This is a genomic window from Vibrio mimicus CAIM 602, assembly GCF_000338875.1.
In the GTDB taxonomy this organism is placed as follows: domain Bacteria; phylum Pseudomonadota; class Gammaproteobacteria; order Enterobacterales; family Vibrionaceae; genus Vibrio; species Vibrio mimicus.
Genome location: NZ_AOMO01000026.1, coordinates 38887 through 57104, shown reverse-complemented (window position 1 = coordinate 57104; position 18218 = coordinate 38887). Strand labels below are relative to the sequence as shown.

Genomic DNA, 18218 nt, shown 5'->3' with positions numbered 1-18218 from the left:
GGGTGGCACGATAGTAAACGAACAGGAATAGTGGGCTGGGAGCGACTTTGGGAAGGATGGTTCAAACTACAAACCATCCTTGAAGGTTACGAGCTTGCAATGTCTCTTGAGCATGAAATGTGATCAAGAGACAGCCCAATGGGAGGTTTTTTAGTTTTGGTCAGGATTACACTTTGAACTTATTCAAAATCGCATCCTGTTCACGGATGTTTTCTGTCTGCACTTGCATAGACATGTTTGCTTCATCCGCAGAGATGGCGACTTGATCGGACAGGTCTTTGATCTTCACTGTGTTGTTGTTGATCTCTTCAGCAACTAGGCTCTGTTCTTCCGCTGCGGAAGCGATTTGAATGTTCATATCACTGATTTGTTGAATCGCGTGACGAATTTTCTCTAACGCTTCATTCGCGCCCTGTGCCTGAGTTACTGCATTGGTCGCCGTATCCTTGCTGTGTCCCATTGCTACGGCAACGGCATTGGCTCCTGATTGCAGTTTCTCAATCATGCTGCGAATTTCAGTCGTAGACTGTTGAGTACGCTGCGCTAGTGTACGAACTTCATCGGCAACCACGGCGAAACCACGTCCTGATTCACCCGCACGAGCCGCTTCGATAGCCGCGTTGAGCGCAAGCAGGTTGGTTTGGTCTGCGATGTCGTTGATCACTTTCAATACGGTTTCGATGTTGGCTGTGGCACTTTCTAGCACTTTCACATCCGATACGGCGGCATCAATCGTCGCTGAAAGGGTATCGATCGCTTTGGTGGTTTTGGTTACCACGTCGGTACCGGAAGCGGCTGCTTCATCGGCTTCTTTCGCCGCCGTCGCTGCACCTTGTGCGTTGTTTGCTACATCGGATGAAGTGGTGGCCATTTCATGCATTGCGGTTGCGAGTTGTTCCAATTCATGCAATTGAGAACGCATCGCTTCTGCCGATTGTTGTAACGTCATCGATGTCGATTCTGAACCTCGTAAGATCTCAGCACCAATCGCTTTAGATTGAATTAACTGTTTCTGTAAGTTTTCAGTAAAGGTGTTGAAGCCGATGGCAAGTTTCGCAAACTCTTCATCTGTGTTGGTGCTTAAACGCTGAGTTAAATCACCCTCACCGGAAGCAACGTTTTGAATCGCATCGTTCAGTGTATCCAGTGGTTTCATGAGTAGGCGAACGATAAACAGCAGAATAAACACGCTGACTGCTAACGCTATCGCGGTAAAAATCAGTGTGCTTCTTCTGAGTTCATCCAGTGCGGCGTAGGCAATTTCTTCATCAATCACGACACCGACGTACCATTTTTCACCTTTGACATCAGAAAAGCTGACGGCATAAGGTTTGCCATTGATGATCACTTGATGGGTATCGGGATTAATTCTGCTTTCACCTAAAAACTCCGACATAGGTTTGCCGTTGTACTCTTTTTTCGGGTGAGCGATGGTGGTGCCATCTTCGGCCACGATGAATACATAGCCTGCATTAAACAGTTTGACTTCGTTTACCAGTTGGGCAAGTTCCGCCAAGCTAACATCGTAAAAAATGGAGCCAAGGAACTGGCCAGTTTTATCTTTTACTGGAGCGGCGATAGAAACCAGAATTTCCCCTGATGCAGAATCGGCGTAAGGAGCGGTAATGACGAGCTTGCCCGCATTTTTGGCGTCTTTATACCATGGGCGAACACGAGGATCCCATGTTGGTCCAGGGTTCCAACTTGGGTCGTTGTTGATATTGGAGCCATCTTTTTCCAAGCCAAAACCAACTAAGAGGAAGGTATTTTTGACTATGGGTTGGCTGATAACGGCGCGCACACTGTCAGCTTCAGGATTACTTTCAACCAAACTGGTTGCGTATTGAGCGATGTTTTTTCTTCCGTTGATCACTTCTGCAGTGGTTTTACTTACGCCATCCACAATTTCATCAACGCTGGCCGCAACCATGCTGCGGATTTCATCACGGACTTTGAAGTATTGGCTTCCAGAAAGTAATGCAACGGTAGTAAGCAAAAGTACAGACGAGGCAGCGACAATTTTATGGCTGAATTTCATCTTGATTCCTTTCTATAACTATAGGGTTATTGTTATTAATAAATTTATAGTTACGTTTCTGAAATTCAGCCAGTTAGCGATCACACTTTTATATAGAGTTTGTGATAACGATTTGATTTGTATTGGAATATATTCTGTGCAATTACATGCTTATAGTGTGCGACCTAATATGAGCATACACAGTTGCTGATACTGCACCGCGCTACCAGAAAATAATTGCTCAATAATGCTCTGTGTCTGAGCACCGGATTGCGAACGCTTTAAGGCTTCGCGCACCAGTAAGACCACATGCTGTTCTTTGGTGACACTCGAATGTGCTTCTGGTTGCCAGGTTGCGAGTGCTTGGCTCAGTGGTGAGTTTTTGAGTTTAGGCTCACAAGAGGTGAGATCCAGCATCAACAATTGGGTTAAATGAGCGAAAGCTGGGTGGTCACGCTCACAGCCTTGTAGGCGATTAAGCAGCGCAATGGCCAGTTCAGACAGTTTGATAAAGCCCGCATTGTGAGGGAAGTGTGCATTTAAGCGCAGTGAAAAATCGACGCGAGTGATCTGCGTATCAGGAAAAAATGTGAGGCCACACAAGCAGTCGAAAGGAATCCAAAGCGTTTGTCCGCGTTCCACGGCATACTCATGTTTCCCGAGTCTACAGAGTACTAAACCTTGTTCAACGCGGATCAGACTGTGTTTTAGCGAGCGTTTACGAGCCGTAATCTCAAGGTAGGGATAATGGCGCGTTTCAGACTGAATAGCGTAGTTCATAAGATGCCTCGGGAATTTTAAGGGCGCTAAGATTAACGCTTATCGCATAAAAAGCCAATTCCCGTTATTTTGGGATACATTACTCTGGTCTGACCTTAGACATCCTTGCTGATAGCATGGCTAACTATGCGTAGAATAGGCCAGCTTTTTATCTGATGTACAAACCTATGACTTCAACAACTGATCCTTATATTGATATTCGTCCTTACAATGATGACGAGATACCTGCAGCGCTCTCTCGTCTGATCAATGACCAAGAGTTCATTTCTGCGATTTTACAACATCGTTTCAAACACCATGCCGCTTGGTTACGTGCGTTGATGGCACCACTCGTTAAGATTTACCTGAAGCGTAAATGGGCGAAGCTGGACAGCGTAGAAGCCATTCAGCTTGAGGTGAAAAAATACCTAGACCAAACGCTAGAGCAAACCACCCAAGGTGTGACTTACAGTGGTTTGGATAAGCTGGCGAAAGATCAAGCCTATTTGTTCATCTGTAATCATCGCGATATCGCGATGGATCCCGCGTTGGTTAACTACGGGTTACATATGGCTGGCCACCGCACCATGCGTATTGCAATCGGTGATAACCTGCTGAAAAAGCCCTGTGCCACAGAACTGATGCGTCTGAACAAGAGCTTTATTGTGAAGCGTTCTGCGAAAGGCCCGCGCGAGATGATGAAAGCACTCGGTACACTCTCGGCTTACATCAAGCATTCACTGGATACGGGGCATTCCATTTGGATTGCTCAGAAAGAAGGACGTGCGAAAGACGGTAACGATCAAACCGATCCTGCGATTTTGAAAATGTTCCATGTTGAAGGGCGTCGTCAAAAGATTGAGTTTGCTGATTATGTCCGTTCACTCAACCTAGTGCCTGTGTCGATCTCTTACGAAAACGACCCTTGTGACATTGCCAAAGCTCGTGAGCTTTACGAGAAAGCGACACAAGGTAGCTATGAAAAAGGTGAGTTCGAAGATATCGAAAGCATCATTCAAGGCATTGTGGGTGATAAAGGTCGTGTGCATGTGGCTTTTGGTGATGTGATTACGCAACCGTTCGAGACACCAGAAGCGCTAGCGCAAGAGATTGATAGACAGATCCACCAAAACTATGTGCTGTACCCGATCAACCGCTTAGCGGCTGGGCAGGACGATCAGGACATCAGCGAAGACGTTCGCGCAGTATTAAAGGCGAAACTGGCTCAGTTACCAGAACCTGCGCATTCTTATCTGCTGGATGCTTACGCGAATCCTGTTCGCAACCATATCTAAATCTAACCCGAAGATGTTTTATCGCCGTCATTGAGAAGAGGAGCTTAGGCTCCTCTTATTTTTTACTGCTCTAAGCGGCTCTTTTAACGAGCCACTGCGCCACCAAGAGTCAAATTCGTCGGCCATTGACTGATTTGGTTTCCACCTAGGTAAATATTGCCTTTGACCGTCATAGTTTCAGGGAAACGGGTAATTTTAGAACCGCCGATGTAGAGATTGCCTTCAATCACGACACCGTCAGGCAGCTCAGTCAGTGGTGTACGAATCACACTCAAATCACCTTTTACGGTTAAACGGGGAGGGAGGTTGGTGAGTGGGGTATCGGTGAGGTTCAGATAACCGCCGACACTAATGCCTGAGGGCCAAGACTGAATTTTCGTCCCGAGTAAATTGGCATAACCCTTGATTTTGGTACCACGCGGGATCTTTTCTAACAAACTGTTAGAGGCATCGAGGCTGCCATCAATCGTGGTGCCTTTGGGTAAGGACTTCATAGATGTTTTTGCGATGTTCAAATTGCCTTTGATGTGGAAGTTTTCAGGCAAGGACGTATAAGGCTTGCCTCGTAAATCGAGATTCCCATAGTTATCCAGATGGTTGAGTACCATGTACAGATCGAGAGCGATCGCTTGCGAGTAACCCGCAATAAGCGAGAGAGAAAGCGCAATAATACGAAACATCATGGAGTACCATTTATCCTGTGTGGCGAGTTCTGCAAGTATAAAGAGTATCGGCGGGAGTGGAGTAAGCTTTATTTCTCTTCCTATTTGGAACAGGAATCGGATAGAAAGTGAATAAAGAAAAGCGGGCTAAAAGCCCGCTCAATGTTATTGCTTCACAACTAGCGTGCTAGCGCACGTGTTTTCAGTTCAAAAATCAGTTTTTCAGCACTCACTTCAAATTTAAAACGCGCATGCAGCTCAGTAGCATTATCGGCAGCAGGAGCCACTTCATATTCCACGTTTGCACACACTTGTTTTGCCAGCGTAATGTACTCGGCTAGCTTGCCTTCGAGATGCGCTTTATCAGAACCAAACAGAGAAACTTCAGCAACATCGTCACCTTCACGAATGATAAAGCCGATTTCTCCGGCACAGCCGCAAGCTTCACAGACTTCATTTTCTACACAGGCTTGTTCACTCATACTCTAATCCTCTTACTAATAATGTGGCCATTTTAGTCCTCTCTTCGCGCTTACGCTACAAAAATGGTCTGCTACTTTATGGCCGTGATATAGAAAATAATGCAACAAAATGCTTAATAAAAGCATAATCCTACGGCTGAGTAGAGTAGGGACTTCTGTGATCTTCTCCGGTAATTTGGCGTTCCAAGTGTCGGAAAATTGTCAGAATTTCGACCAGTTCATTGTCAGGCTCAATACTTTGTTGGATTATTTGCATACCAAAATATGATTTATTGCGGTGATATAGCCAGCTCTGTTTTTTGCAAGTGACCTTGTTCAAAAAAAGTAACAAAGACTTATGTAAAAGCGAGAAATCATGGGTTGGCTGTCTAGTATTGAATTGGCGAGCCAAAACGTAAAAAATGGGTTCACTTCGTCTTTGTGTTTGCCCCGATCATTTTAATGAGAATTATCGTGCTGCTTGGTTTGTAAGCAGACAATGAATTGACGTTAGAAAAGAGCCTTAACCATGCCTAAGCGTAGTAAAGAAGATACTGAAGTGACGATTCAGACTATTATGGATGCAGTTGTCGACCAGTTGCTTCGACTGGGTTATGACAAAATGTCTTACACCACACTCAGTCAGCAGACTGGCGTTTCTCGAACGGGTATTAGTCACCATTTCCCGAAAAAAACGGATTTCGCCTCCGCTTTAGATGGGCGGATTTTTAAGATGTTTATGGAACATCTTGATTTTGACAATGATATCGAAGCGTTTCGCTCGAGTTGGTTACAAGCGATGGAAAAATCGGAGTTCGTAGCGATTTTACGTTTGCTTTTTCACCATATCGTGACGGCAGAACGCGCCCATGATTTTGCTCATAAAGGCGTGACTCGTTTGTACAAAATGACTGAAGAAAAATTTGGTCAAGAAAGCCAAAAAGAAGTGGAGTGGCTGCTTGGGCGCTCGCTCGTTAGCATGGTGAACTAAGAAAGTTCACCATTCTTTTCCTAATTAAACTGAATTAATCATGAGTTGAATCCCCATGTTCATGGGGATGGCACTTCTTATTTGTTGTATCTGATTGCTGTATCTGATGGTCTAGCAATAAACATAAGCTGAACTATGTGTCACTTTAGGTTGGGTAAACCATCGGAAAATCTTGGGTTGGGTGCGCCTCTATCAAGGCCTGATAACCATAAACTTGTTCAATCCTTTCTGCTGTCAGCGCTTGCCAGGGCGTTGCGTCACACACTATCTTGCCTTGATGGAGCAGAATCATGCGGTCTGCATACTGGGCTGCAAGGTTCAAATCATGCAAAACGATGACCACAGCGCATTCTTCCTCATTAGCTAACTGTCGCGCTAATTGCAGCGTATTGTGCTGATGAGCCAAATCCAGTGCCGATGTCGGCTCATCGAGCATCAGAATTCGTTGTTTTCCCGCTTGATGCAATTGAGTCAAAACACGAGCCAGATGTAAGCGCTGCTTTTCGCCGCCAGAAAGGGATGGATAGAGGCTTGAGGCGAGATGCAGAACATCAGTTTTCTGCATGTAATCGCGTGCGACACGCTCAACCTCTTTTCGGGGTAATTTGAGTGGAATAGCCCCCAACTCAACGACTTCCTGAACCGTAAATGGGAAGCTTAGCGTGCTTTGCTGGGGCAAAATCCCTAAATGGCGAGCCAGCTTCTCGGCTGGCCACTGCTCAGATGGACGATCAAAATAACGCAGCGATCCTGTGCTAGCCATTTCCCCACTGAGTAGCTTTAGTAAGGTACTTTTGCCTGCACCGTTAGGGCCAAGTAAAGCCGCGACTTCGCCACAACGTAGAGTGATGTCCACATGGTCGAGTACGAGGCGTGATCCGTAGGTGACACAGAGGTCTGAGCCTTGAATGGCGATAGTACGCATCAGAATATTCGCCCTTTTTGTTGGAATAACAGATAGAGGAAGAAGGGAGCCCCCACCAGTGCAGTGACGATCCCAATCGGTAATTCAGCAGGTGCTACAGCAACACGCGCTACCATATCGGCAAGGGTCAGCATTAAGGCACCCAATAGGGCAGAAATGGGCACGAGGTTACGATGATCTGGCCCGACTAACATGCGGCCAATATGGGGGACAACCAAGCCCACAAAGCCGATCATTCCCGCTGCACTGACCGCGACACCCACACCAATCGCCGAGAGCAAAATCATCTCACGTTTAAGTTTTTGTACGGGCACTCCGAGGTGACGAGCTTCGGCCTCTCCGAGTAAAAGCGCATTCAGCGCCATGGCTCGCCAGCGAAAATAGCCAAATAAAAGCAGTAAAGTTGCGCTACACAGTAAGAGGCTAGCAGTGTTTGCCCCCGCCATTGAACCCATCGACCAAAGGGTGAGATCGCGCAGCATTTGATCACTGGCCAGATAGTTGAGATAGCCAATGCCCGCACCCGCGAGAGCCGAAATGGCCACCCCTGCGAGCAGCATGATGGTGACTGAAGTGCCGAACTTGGATGTACCTAAGCGATACACCAAAACCGTAGTCAGCGCACCACCGATAAAGGCTGCGATTGGCAACATCAGTCTAGTAAACCAAGATGCATCGAAGGTCACTTCGCTTAATAATACGATGGCGAGAGCGGCACCAAGTGATGCGCCGGAGGAAACGCCAATAATGCCGGGCTCGGCTAAAGGGTTACGAAACAGCCCCTGCATGGCGGTGCCGCACAAGGCCAGAATTGCCCCAACCAGCAAACAGAGCAAGGTGCGAGGTAATCGAATGTCATGGATAACCAAGTGAATGGAATTGGCGAGCTGCTCTGAGCGGAAAAGCAGGCTATGAATACTGTCGGCGATGGTGATGTTCATCGGCCCGACGGTAATCGAGTAGAGTCCTGAAAAAACGACGGCCAGCAGAAGGAAGCTGACAGTCACAGCAAATGGAAATCGTCTTAACACTGGGTGGAGCCTCAAGGGTAGAGCAGAGCTTGAATGCGTTGTGCTTCTTGTAAACTTTTTAGCCCTAGCCCACCCACCAAAGCGTGTCCATCAATCGCGACGATATTTTTGTTCTGGCCCGCAGGGGTTGCCGTGAGCATAGGTACGGCTTTGAGTACCGCATCGGCACCGCCGAGTTTTTCTAAGCTGCGGCCGCTCACCAAAACCATGTCAGGCTGCATTTCAATCATGGCTTCCATGGAAAGTGGCTTATAAGAGGAAATCGCATCCGCCGCGGGGTTTTTTGCTCCGGCTAAACGAATAATGGTGTCGGGCACGGTATCGCTCCCTGCAACATTGGCAGCGCGCCCTTCATGCAGCAGCAAAAAGAGCACTTTTTTAGCTGTATCTGGCTGCTTGGCTTGCAGGGCATTGATTTGCTGCTCAACCGTTTCCTTAATCGCATGCGCATTTTGCTCGGTATGGGTGAGCTTAGCAATTTGATCAATACGGCTTAACAACCCTTGTGCTGTGGAATCACTGTTGATCACGCTGACTTGGATCCCAGCGCTGCGCAGCTGTTGCAAGGCGGTCTCCGGCCCCATTTCATCAGAACCAATCAGTTGAGTCGGCGCGAGAGCCAGCAAACCTTCGGCGGCTAAACGGCGGTGATAGCCGATAGTTGGAAGATTGAGTGAACTTGGCACTTCACTGGTCACATCGACAGCGACCAATTGTTGCTCTGCGCCCAGTGCCAACATTAGTTCAGTGACGGCGCTTCCCGCACTGACGATCCTTTCTTGAGCAACGCTCACACCTGTTGTGCAGCAGGCCAGCAATAAAGCCAATGATTGAGTCAATTTCATCTTGTTTCCATTAAGAGTGAGGGGGTTCAGTGAGTAACTGGGTGGCCTGAATGCCATGCTCTTGTAAAAAGCCCAACAGTTTGACCAGTTGTTGCACTTCTGCGCCTTGATCTGCGCCGATCACAATCGGTCGCTTACTGCTTTGCACGGTTTCGAGCAGTGCCAGCGAGAAGTTATGCCAATCTAGATAAGGTTTGCCATCAATGGCCCAATAAGGCTCAGTAGCGAGGAGATTGATGGTGATGGACTCTTTATCCACCTCATTTACTACTGGAGAATCGGTTGTTGGCAAAGCCACTTCTAAAGACTCAAGGCGTACCGAAGCGGTCAGCAGCAAAAACACCATCACGATGAAAATGATGTCCAGTAGTGGTGTGAGATCGGGCGTGAGCCCTAAATCGTTGGGTTTGGTGGGCGACTTAATCATACATTTTCCGCCGGTGATTCCTGTGGAATCACTACCGATAAAGATCCATCGGTGTGTAACGTCATGCCCTCTAACCAGAGATTGACGTAGTTGAGTGTATGTTCCAACTTAGCCATGGTTCGGTCGGCCCACAGATTCAACAGTTGAGCTCCTGCTACAGCGGGTAGCGCAATCATCAAGCCTGCGGCGGTGGTGTACATGGCAATCCCTAAACCATCTGCCAACACGTTTGGAGTAACACTGCCTGTCGTTGCTGCCACGCCCTTAAACATTTCAATCAAGCCCAACACCGTACCCAGCAGACCGAGCAACGGGCTGATCACGCCAATCAGTGTCAGCAAACGTAACCCCGAGCTAAATTGGTGACGCTGCTCTTGCAGCCAGATACCCGCAGCGTCTTCACGCAGCACTTTGTCGAACTGATGATGGGCTAATAACATGGCTACGCCGCGGTAGAGTACCGGGCGCTTACTGGAAAAATGCTCGGTCAGTTCGGCGAGTTGCGTTGTGTTGTTTGGAGAGGCCGCCCGCAACGCATGGCGAATCGCTCCTTTGCCTACGGTGAGGCTGAGAAGAACTTGAAATAGGCGCTCTGCCAGCAGCATTACCGTCAATGCAGAGCAACTGAAAAGTGGCCAAGCCATTAGGCCCAGCTGTTGTTGGAGTTGTTGTAACGGTTCCATTAGCCTTCCAATTTGAAACGAACAGGGATGTGAACTCGGTGAGCGACGGGCACACCATCAAGAATGCGTGGGGAAAATTTCCACTGTTTAATCGCTTCAAGAGCCGATTTATCTAAAACTTCTGTCCCTGATGAGGTGATCAAATATTGCTGGATCTGATTACCTTGCTCATCAAGCCATATTTCATACATTACAGTGCCTTCGATGCCGCGTTTTTGTGCCACACGCGGATAACGAGGTTGTACTGGAGCACTGACGAAAGCGGGCTTGTCGACCAAAATCGGTTGGCTACTGACCCCTTTGCTTGCCGTCGTAGGTTTGGCAGCCGTTTGCTGGGTTTTTGGCTCGTTCTGAGTGTTTGTTTCAACTTTCTCTGGTACAGGTTTAGCTGCCGGTGCTTGCTTTGCTTGTTCTACCGGTACGGGGTTTTTGGTTGCTTGCGGTTGTGGCTTGGGCTTGACCGCTGCTTTCGGTAGCACGGGTTCCGGCTTAACTTGCTTTTGAGGAGGCGACGGCTTCACGGGATCGGTTGGGGCGGGCGCGGATTTTGGCATCGCGACCATGTTGAGCGAAACGTATTGGCTCGGATTTCCGGCAGGCATAGCAAAGACTTGGGCTTCATCCGTCGTGATAAGCAATAAAGCATGAAAAGCCATAGAAAGCCCTCCCGCAATAACATATCTCTTCAGATTCACGTTTCTCTTCCTCGCTGATGAACAACATATTCCAGCATGTCGCTTTAACTCGTGTTGATGACGGAGTGCGGTTTAGCTATGGCGACACGCATTCCTTTCAGGGTGTAGAGCAAGTATTATTGCTCAGCGATTAAATAAGATCAATTATCAATTGCATTATCATTTGCATCAAATTATCATTTTTTCTTGTGTTGAATGAAATGAAGCGCAGCCCTTGCTGTATAAGTGTTGGCTTGAGAAATGGTATGTTGATTTTAGATAGTTTTGATGAATCGATCTTGGGTGCAGAAACATCTGATCCCTTGCGTTTCGCTTTCAAAAACAAACACTCAGCCCACGCAGGTGGCGTTGCGACGCCAGTGCCTGCTCATGAGCAAACGACACTATGGCAGCAGGTCACACAGCAAGTCAGTCAGCGCCAACAGGTTCGTTGTCTTTATATTCATGTGCCGTTTTGTCGGGTTCGTTGCACCTTCTGCAATTTCTTTCAAAATGCGGCCAGCCGCCAGTTAGTGGATGCGTACTTCGCTGCATTAATGGAAGAACTCAAACAAAAAGCCGCCTTGCCTTGGACGCAGACAGGCGTATTTCACGCGGTCTATATTGGTGGGGGAACACCTACTGAGTTATCACCGCAGCAAATTCGTCAGTTGGGCAGGGCGATTCGTCACTCGTTTCCGCTGACGGTGGATTGCGAAATTACCTTAGAAGGTCGGATTAATCGTTTCAGTGACAAGATGTTCGATCAGGCGCTTGAGGGTGGTTTTAACCGTTTCTCTTTTGGTGTGCAGAGTTTTAATACCCAAGTGCGCCGTCGTGCAAAACGACTTGATGACCGCGAAGTGGTGATAAAACGAATCGCCGCGTTAGCCGCGACTCAGCAAGCGCCGATTGTGATTGATTTGCTGTATGGTTTGCCATATCAAACGGCGCAGGTGTTCGAGCAAGATCTGCAAGACTTTATGGATACAGGCGCACAAGGCATCGATCTTTATCAACTGATGGTTGGGGGCTCAGCGCCAATGCTCAATCTGGTTGAGAAGGGTAAGTTGCCACCGCCCGCGACCACGCCAGATAAAGCCACCTTATATCAAATCGGGGTAGAGTTTATGGCGAAGCATCATCTGCGCCCAGTCAGTGTGAACCACTGGGCACGTGATAATCGTGAACGTAGCCTTTACAACAGCCTTGCGAAAACGTACGCAGAAGTCTTGCCGATTGGCTGTGGTGCTGGTGGCAATATTAGCGGTTATTCCATCATGCAGCATCGCCAACTATCTACTTATCTTGATGCGATGCAAAATGGCCAACCTTTAGTTGCCATGATGGCTCGCCAGCATGCGTGTGAACCGTTATTCGCGGCCTTAAAATCGGGTTTTGATTCAGGGGTCGTTGCCAAACAGCGCTTGCCAAAATTCAATCACCACTCCACATTTGACTGGCTAATGCCGCTATTTTTACGTTGGCAGTCAGTGGGCTTAGTGGAAGTAGAACACGAGTATTTGACCCTCACCACCGCTGGCCGTTTTTGGTCGGTCAGCTTGGCGCAAGCGTGCATTCAAGTGCTCATTCATTCGTACCAACATCAGCAGCAGCGTATCGCATAAGCATCACGAAATTGGAAAAATTCATGGAATCATTACAACAGCAAGTCGCTCAACTGCTTGAGCAGCAACCCACTCTATTACCCGCCGCAATGGCAGAACAGCTTAATGTGACTGAATTCGAAGTGGTCAATGCGCTGCCAGATGATATGGTCGCCGTCGTGGATGGCAACCAAGCACAAGCCATCTTGGAAAGCCTGCCGGATTGGGGCCCAGTGACCACAATCATCACCGTCGCGGGATCTATTTTTGAAGTGAAAGCACCGTTTCCTAAAGGCAAGGTGGCGCGTGGTTACTACAATTTAATGGGGCGAGAGGGTGAGCTGCATGGCCACCTGAAATTGGACAACATCAGCCATGTTGCGCTGGTGAGCAAGCCATTCATGGGGCGTGAAAGCCACTACTTTGGTTTTTTTACTGAGCAGGGTGACAATGCTTTCAAAATTTATCTTGGGCGAGATGAAAAGCGCGAATTGATTCCAGAACAAGTTGCACGCTTCAAAGCGATGCAGCAACAACACAAACAATAATAACTATTGCCATCGTTGAGGAGAAAGAGATGGATCAGCAAGTTAAGCAAGAGCGCTTACAAGGTCGTCTTGAGCCTGAAATCAAAGAATTTCGCCAAGAACGTAAAACGTTGCAGCTCGCGACAGTGGATGTGCAAGGCCGCCCAAATGTCAGTTACGCTCCTTTTGTACAAAATCAGGAAGGGTATTTTGTGTTGATTTCGCAAATTGCCCGTCATGCGCGTAATTTAGAAGTGAATCCGCAAGTTTCGATCATGATGATTGAAGATGAATCAGAAGCTAAACAGCTGTTTGCCCGTAAGCGTTTGACGTTTGATGCAGTAGCAAGCATCGTTGAACGTGATAGCCAATTGTGGTGCCAAGTGATTGCTCAAATGGGGGAACGCTTTGGCGAGATCATTGATGGGTTAAGCCAACTGCAAGACTTTATCCTTTTCCGTTTAAAACCAGAGCAAGGTTTGTTTGTGAAAGGTTTTGGCCAAGCGTACCAAGTTTCGGGAGATGATCTGGTTGATTTTATCCATCTGCAAGAAGGCCACCGTAAAATTTCTAACGGCTAAACCTGCCGATGTCCTCTATTGATCATCCCTGACTAAAACGTAAGTTTTGGGTTCGTAGATTAAGCGACTGAGCTATCAGTCGCTTAGTTTTTAGCCGCTACTTAATGTTTAGTTAGAGAATGCAGCCAGTCACTTTGCTTTCTGCTGTTCATTTTTCATTAAATTTGTTTGATGGAAGTCACGCTGAGTTGGCATTGCTAATGATTATTAAGTCAAAAAATGCAAGCCATGCATCATTTACATCCCTTCTTATTTAGTACTCACAGAAAAAAAGCGTAATTCGCCTACAAGTTTTCTGGTCATCTTCTAAGCTGAAAGTAACAACAAGAAAGTCATGATAAATGACCGTATCTGCACTTTTTTCCTAGAAGGAACTTCCATGAAAATTAACACAACGATGAAGCTTGTTTTTGCCGCTATTGGTGTCGGGATTGCGATCACTATGGTTACCGTATTTCAACTCGATAGCCTTGAAAAGCAAGCCGACCAACTGGCGAAGATACGTTATCAATCGTATCAGGCTGCGGACGAGCTACGCCAAAGCTCGGATGACCTTACCCGTTTAGGCCGAACCTATGTGGTCACTGGCGATGAAAAATACGAAAAAATGTACATGGATATCCTAGATATTCGTAATGGGAAAAAGCCTCGCCCTGAAAACTATCACACGATTTACTGGGATCTCGTGTTGCAATACGGCCAAAAACCTAAGCCAGATGGCAAAACAATTGCTTTGCAGCAAATGATGAAAGATCTGGGTTTTAGTGACAAAGAGTTTGCCTTGCTTAAAGAAGCACAAAATAACTCGGATGCCTTAGTCAACATGGAAGTGAAAGCCATGAATGCGGTAAAAGGCTTGTTCCCGGATGCCAGCGGTAACTATACGGTGAGAGGTGAGCCTGACGTAAACATGGCCATCCAATTACTACACAGTGACGAATACCATCGTGAAAAAGCAAAAATCATGGCACCGATTGATCGCTTTTTCCAAGAGCTTGAAGCTCGTACAGCAAGACAATTTGACCAAGCCGCCGCCGATGTTCAAAAAGTGGTGTTGATTGGGAATATCTCTTTAGTGTTGGTGGCCATCATTGCGATTATTGGCTACGTCATCGTCAACCGTAAAATTGTGGCACCCGTTGATAGAATGGCGCTCCTTCTACAAAAAGTGGACGATAACTCAGACCTTACTCTGCGGGTTGATGAGAAAGGTGAAGACGAGTTAGGAGTGATCGGGCGTACAATTAACAAAGTGCTCGCGAGCTATGGCACCACGATTACTAAGATCAACCAAGTGAATCACACCATTTCTTCTATTTCGGAAACTATTCGCAGTATCACAGATCAAAACGTGAAAATGGCAAGCCAGCAAGACCAAGAGTTGGAAATGGCTGCAACCGCGATGGAAGAAATGACCTCCGCGTTGTCGAGCGTGGCACAAAGCACCAATATGGCAGAAGAGTATGCGGGTAGTGCAGAAAAAGAAGCCAACAGCAGCAAGCATGTGTTTGAAAAAACCATCCGGGAGTTCGCGGATTTGGATGGCGAGTTCCAAAAAACCTCAGAAATCATTCAACAGCTGGCAACCGAATCCAATAACGTGGGCAACGTGCTTGATGTGATCAAAGCCATTGCTGAGCAGACCAACTTGCTGGCTTTGAACGCGGCGATTGAAGCGGCTCGTGCGGGTGAACAAGGGCGCGGGTTTGCGGTGGTAGCTGATGAGGTACGTTCCTTGGCGCAACGTACTCAGGAATCGACAGGTGAAATTGAAACTATGATTTCGATGCTGCAAGAAAAAGCCGAAATGTCGACCAAAACGATTCGTGTCAGTGCCGATAAAATGCAATCCACCAGAGGCAATATGGGCGTAGCAAATGAATCTTTGGTTGCGATTCAAGGTTCTGCCGTCGAGATCCATAAACTCAATACTTCGATTGCAGCCGCGACCGAAGAACAATTGGCAGTGAGTGATGAGATTTCCAGCAATCTCAGCACCATCAAAACACTCTCAGGAGAGATGAACCAAGCGATTAAACAACTGGGGCCAGTGGTGGTTGATCTTCAACATAACGTTGATGACCTCAATAGTGCGATTGCCCATATTCGTACTTAACATCGATGATGTTGCATCAAAAATACCTTCGCTTGCGAAGGTATTTTTTTGCCATATACGAAATTGACCTAAATCAAGACAAGGTGCGATAGAAATTGTTGGTAAATTGTTTCATTGGACAGGGTTATTCTTCGTGAGGGGTTTGATGGTCAAGTTTTTGAGTGTTTACTTTTTTGTAACATCGATTTTTGTCATTAAGTTTATCGCTTTTTCCCTTTTTAACTTCCCTAGACTTTCCCTTACTTTGGCGCCAGCGCATCGATTAAGAAATGCGCAGAGTAGTGAGGACACTCGCCATTTGCTCAAAAAGGAAGTCATATGAAGCGTATGTTAATACTATCTGTGTTGGCCGTTGCCACGAGTCCTTCTCTGGCAGAACGTTTAGCACAAGAACCGATCAAGCCAATTGAACTTATCCAAGGGCTTGATAGCCAAAAGGTTGAATTAGGTAAAACGCTCTGGTTCGATCCTCGCCTTTCCGCCTCCAATACTATTTCGTGTAATTCTTGTCACAACATAGCGAAAGGTGGCGTAGATAACTTACCAAGTTCAATAGGTCACAAATGGGCGATTGGCCCCATCAATTCGCCAACGGTGTTTAACTCGGATCTGAACTTTGTTCAATTCTGGAATGGTCGCGCGAAAGATCTGCAAGAACAAGCGGCAGGCCCGATTGAAAACCCGTTGGAAATGGCGTTTAGCCATGACCTAGCGATTGAGACATTGCAATCCATTCCGCAATATCGTCAATGGTTTAAAGCCGCCTATGGCAAAGAAGAGTTCACGATCAACGAAGTGACCGATGCCATCGCCACCTTTGAAAAAACCTTACGCACTCCTAATGCTCCTTTTGATTTGTGGTTAAAAGGGGATGATGCCGCGCTCACCACTGCTCAATTACAAGGCTATCAACTCTTTAAAGAGAAAGGATGTACCGCTTGTCATAGTGGAGAACTTGCGGGTGGGCAGATGTACCAAAAATGGGGTTAGTGAAGCCATTTGTCACTCAAAACCCGGATGAAGGCCGTAAAGCAGTGACGGGAAATGACGTCGATAAATTCGTGTTTAAAGTTCCTACTCTGCGTAACATCGAGCTGACTTATCCCTACTTCCATGATGGCTCTGTGTGGGATCTGCAACAAGCGGTGGAAGTGATGGCGGATATTCAGTTGGGGCAAAAGTTAACCCGCGAAGAATCTGGCAAAATCACCGAGTTTTTGAAGTCACTGACGGGTGAACAGCCACAGGTTGTATTACCTAATCTTCCACCCTCAACGTTGGAAACGGCTCGCCCGCAAATCTAAAGAGGAAATACTCTATTTTTAAGCTGCCTACGGGCAGCTTTTTTGTGCATCATCACAAAACGCCGTTCTTATCACTGACTCGAAGCTGGGAAAGATTTATATACCCTCAAGCTTGGTTTCGCTGCCGATGAATCAAGTGAAAACCTAGTGAAGAGTGGAGACGAGAAATGATCTTAGATGCGCAACTTGCCCAGCAAATTGTCGATCGAACCATGGCCATCATCGGTTACAACATCAACGTGATGAATCAGGCGGGGGTGATCATTGGCAGCGGCGAGAAAAAACGCTTAGGTCAGGTGCATGATGGCGCTATTTTAGCCTTGAAGCATGGTGATTCAGTCGAACTGACCGCACAGAGTTGTGTGTCACTAAAAGGTGTGAAACCGGGCATCAACATGGTGCTGCGAAATCAGCAACAAGTGGTGGGTATTGTCGGGATTACCGGAGAGCCAGATGAAATCCGCGATTTTGCCAACTTGGTGAAAATGAGTGCCGAGATGATCATTGAGCAAGCGGCTTTGGTGGAGCAGTTGCAATGGGATCGAAGGCACAGAGAAGAGTTTATTTTTGCTTGGATCAACAACACGCTCGCCCCTTCAGAGCTAGAAGCATGGGCTGCAAGGCTTTCCATTGATTTGTCGAAACCGCGAGTCGCGGTAGTAATTGCTTTTCGCCAACCGCGCAGTGGGCAAAGTTTGGATCAAATCCGCCAAGTGGTTGAGCTGCTAGAGCACCCAGAGCGCGACAACCTTGTTGCTGTTGTTTCAATGCAAGAGATTGTGGTGCTCAAACCCTGCCGAACACCAGAACATTGGACCAGCGAATACGAAAGCCTGCGAATTGATAAGCTAATGGCAAGGCTGAAAACCTATGACATTACGGGGTATGACATTGCGCTGGGGCAACTGTTCTTAAATCCCAATTCGATACACCTTTCGTACCAAAGCGCCAAACAGGTGTTGCGTATTGGCCAAGTGCGTCAGCCACAAAAACACAAGCACCTCTATGAAGAGTTGCGTTTGCCAGTATTGCTTTCCCCTTTACGTGAGTGTTGGCAAGGCGAGCAATGGGTAAGTGTGATGACTCAGTTACAAACCGCCGATAGGTCAGGGCAGTTGTTGCGTACGTTAGATGCGTTATTTAAAGCAAATGGCAATTTGAATGAATGTGCACAAAGTTTGTTTATCCATCGTAATACACTGCGCTATCGATTAGAGAAGATCACCGAAATCACGGGTATTGATACCACTTCATTGCTTGGTCTGGCGGAACTTTATATTGCGTATCAGCTCTCAAATTCTGAGTGAGTTTGT

18 protein-coding genes and 1 pseudogene are annotated in these 18218 nt (G+C 47.1%); 9 read left to right on the top strand and 10 right to left on the bottom strand.

Annotation, left to right across the window (positions count from 1 at the left end; translation table 11 throughout):
• Nucleotides 1-123, top strand: a 123-nt coding sequence (locus tag D908_RS21825) for an IS4 family transposase (RefSeq protein WP_005523887.1), incomplete at its 5' end; no start/stop codon positions are given.
• 43 nt (nucleotides 124-166) lie between these two features.
• Here the strand turns inward: D908_RS21825 and D908_RS11990 are convergent.
• Complete coding sequence (locus D908_RS11990; RefSeq protein ID WP_005523882.1) at nucleotides 167-2038, bottom strand: methyl-accepting chemotaxis protein; 1872 nt, start codon at nucleotides 2036-2038, stop codon at nucleotides 167-169.
• Nucleotides 2039-2188: 150 nt separating this feature from the next.
• Nucleotides 2189-2797 (bottom strand): hypothetical protein, encoded by a 609-nt coding sequence (locus tag D908_RS11995; protein ID WP_005523881.1) that lies wholly within the window; start codon nucleotides 2795-2797, stop codon nucleotides 2189-2191.
• A gap of 167 nt (nucleotides 2798-2964) precedes the next feature.
• On the opposite strand from D908_RS11995, the gene D908_RS12000 reads away from it, so the two are divergent.
• Entirely contained in the window at nucleotides 2965-4071 is a 1107-nt protein-coding gene (locus tag D908_RS12000) for a 1-acyl-sn-glycerol-3-phosphate acyltransferase (protein WP_000204888.1), read from the top strand.
• 83 nt (nucleotides 4072-4154) lie between these two features.
• Here D908_RS12000 and D908_RS12005 read toward each other — a convergent pair whose 3' ends face one another.
• Nucleotides 4155-4754 (bottom strand): hypothetical protein, encoded by a 600-nt coding sequence (locus D908_RS12005; RefSeq protein WP_005523880.1) that lies wholly within the window; start codon nucleotides 4752-4754, stop codon nucleotides 4155-4157.
• A gap of 158 nt (nucleotides 4755-4912) precedes the next feature.
• Nucleotides 4913-5215 (bottom strand): YfcZ/YiiS family protein, encoded by a 303-nt coding sequence (locus D908_RS12010; protein WP_001294882.1) that lies wholly within the window; start codon nucleotides 5213-5215, stop codon nucleotides 4913-4915.
• 508 nt (nucleotides 5216-5723) lie between these two features.
• Between D908_RS12010 and D908_RS12015 the strand changes: the two genes are divergently transcribed.
• A complete protein-coding gene (locus D908_RS12015; protein WP_001126281.1) occupies nucleotides 5724-6185 on the top strand; it encodes a TetR family transcriptional regulator in 462 nt (153 codons plus the stop codon).
• A gap of 145 nt (nucleotides 6186-6330) precedes the next feature.
• Here D908_RS12015 and D908_RS12020 read toward each other — a convergent pair whose 3' ends face one another.
• The 6 genes from D908_RS12020 to D908_RS12045 form a co-directional block, all read right to left on the bottom strand.
• Entirely contained in the window at nucleotides 6331-7110 is a 780-nt protein-coding gene (locus tag D908_RS12020; protein ID WP_005523879.1) for a heme ABC transporter ATP-binding protein, read from the bottom strand.
• Nucleotides 7110-8051, bottom strand: coding sequence for a FecCD family ABC transporter permease (locus D908_RS12025; RefSeq protein ID WP_235047346.1), 942 nt, complete (start codon nucleotides 8049-8051; stop codon nucleotides 7110-7112). Before D908_RS12025 ends, D908_RS12020 begins: the two co-directional genes overlap by 1 nt.
• 101 nt (nucleotides 8052-8152) lie before the next feature.
• Entirely contained in the window at nucleotides 8153-8986 is an 834-nt protein-coding gene (locus D908_RS12030; protein ID WP_005523875.1) for a heme/hemin ABC transporter substrate-binding protein, read from the bottom strand.
• Nucleotides 8987-8996: 10 nt separating this feature from the next.
• A complete protein-coding gene (locus tag D908_RS12035; RefSeq protein WP_005523874.1) occupies nucleotides 8997-9413 on the bottom strand; it encodes an ExbD/TolR family protein in 417 nt (138 codons plus the stop codon).
• Complete coding sequence (locus tag D908_RS12040; protein WP_005523873.1) at nucleotides 9410-10096, bottom strand: MotA/TolQ/ExbB proton channel family protein; 687 nt, start codon at nucleotides 10094-10096, stop codon at nucleotides 9410-9412. Before D908_RS12040 ends, D908_RS12035 begins: the two co-directional genes overlap by 4 nt.
• A complete protein-coding gene (locus tag D908_RS12045; protein ID WP_032467569.1) occupies nucleotides 10096-10791 on the bottom strand; it encodes an energy transducer TonB in 696 nt (231 codons plus the stop codon). Before D908_RS12045 ends, D908_RS12040 begins: the two co-directional genes overlap by 1 nt.
• Before the next feature lie 245 nt (nucleotides 10792-11036).
• On the opposite strand from D908_RS12045, the gene hutW reads away from it, so the two are divergent.
• From hutW to D908_RS12070, 6 genes and pseudogenes are all read left to right on the top strand, one after another.
• The gene (gene hutW / locus D908_RS12050; protein WP_005523870.1) at nucleotides 11037-12398 is read left to right on the top strand and encodes a heme anaerobic degradation radical SAM methyltransferase ChuW/HutW; all 1362 of its coding nucleotides are present in this window, start codon (nucleotides 11037-11039) and stop codon (nucleotides 12396-12398) included.
• 23 nt (nucleotides 12399-12421) lie between these two features.
• Nucleotides 12422-12925 (top strand): heme utilization cystosolic carrier protein HutX, encoded by a 504-nt coding sequence (hutX, locus tag D908_RS12055; RefSeq protein ID WP_005523869.1) that lies wholly within the window; start codon nucleotides 12422-12424, stop codon nucleotides 12923-12925.
• Nucleotides 12926-12954: 29 nt separating this feature from the next.
• Complete coding sequence (hutZ, locus tag D908_RS12060) at nucleotides 12955-13485, top strand: heme utilization protein HutZ (RefSeq protein WP_000372765.1); 531 nt, start codon at nucleotides 12955-12957, stop codon at nucleotides 13483-13485.
• A gap of 379 nt (nucleotides 13486-13864) precedes the next feature.
• The gene (locus D908_RS12065; protein WP_005523867.1) at nucleotides 13865-15601 is read left to right on the top strand and encodes a methyl-accepting chemotaxis protein; all 1737 of its coding nucleotides are present in this window, start codon (nucleotides 13865-13867) and stop codon (nucleotides 15599-15601) included.
• A 318-nt stretch (nucleotides 15602-15919) separates the two neighbouring features.
• A pseudogene (locus tag D908_RS0119170) lies at nucleotides 15920-16905 on the top strand (cytochrome-c peroxidase).
• A 167-nt stretch (nucleotides 16906-17072) separates the two neighbouring features.
• A complete protein-coding gene (locus tag D908_RS12070) occupies nucleotides 17073-18212 on the top strand; it encodes a PucR family transcriptional regulator (RefSeq protein WP_000599526.1) in 1140 nt (379 codons plus the stop codon).
• Nucleotides 18213-18218: the final 6 nt, after the last annotated feature.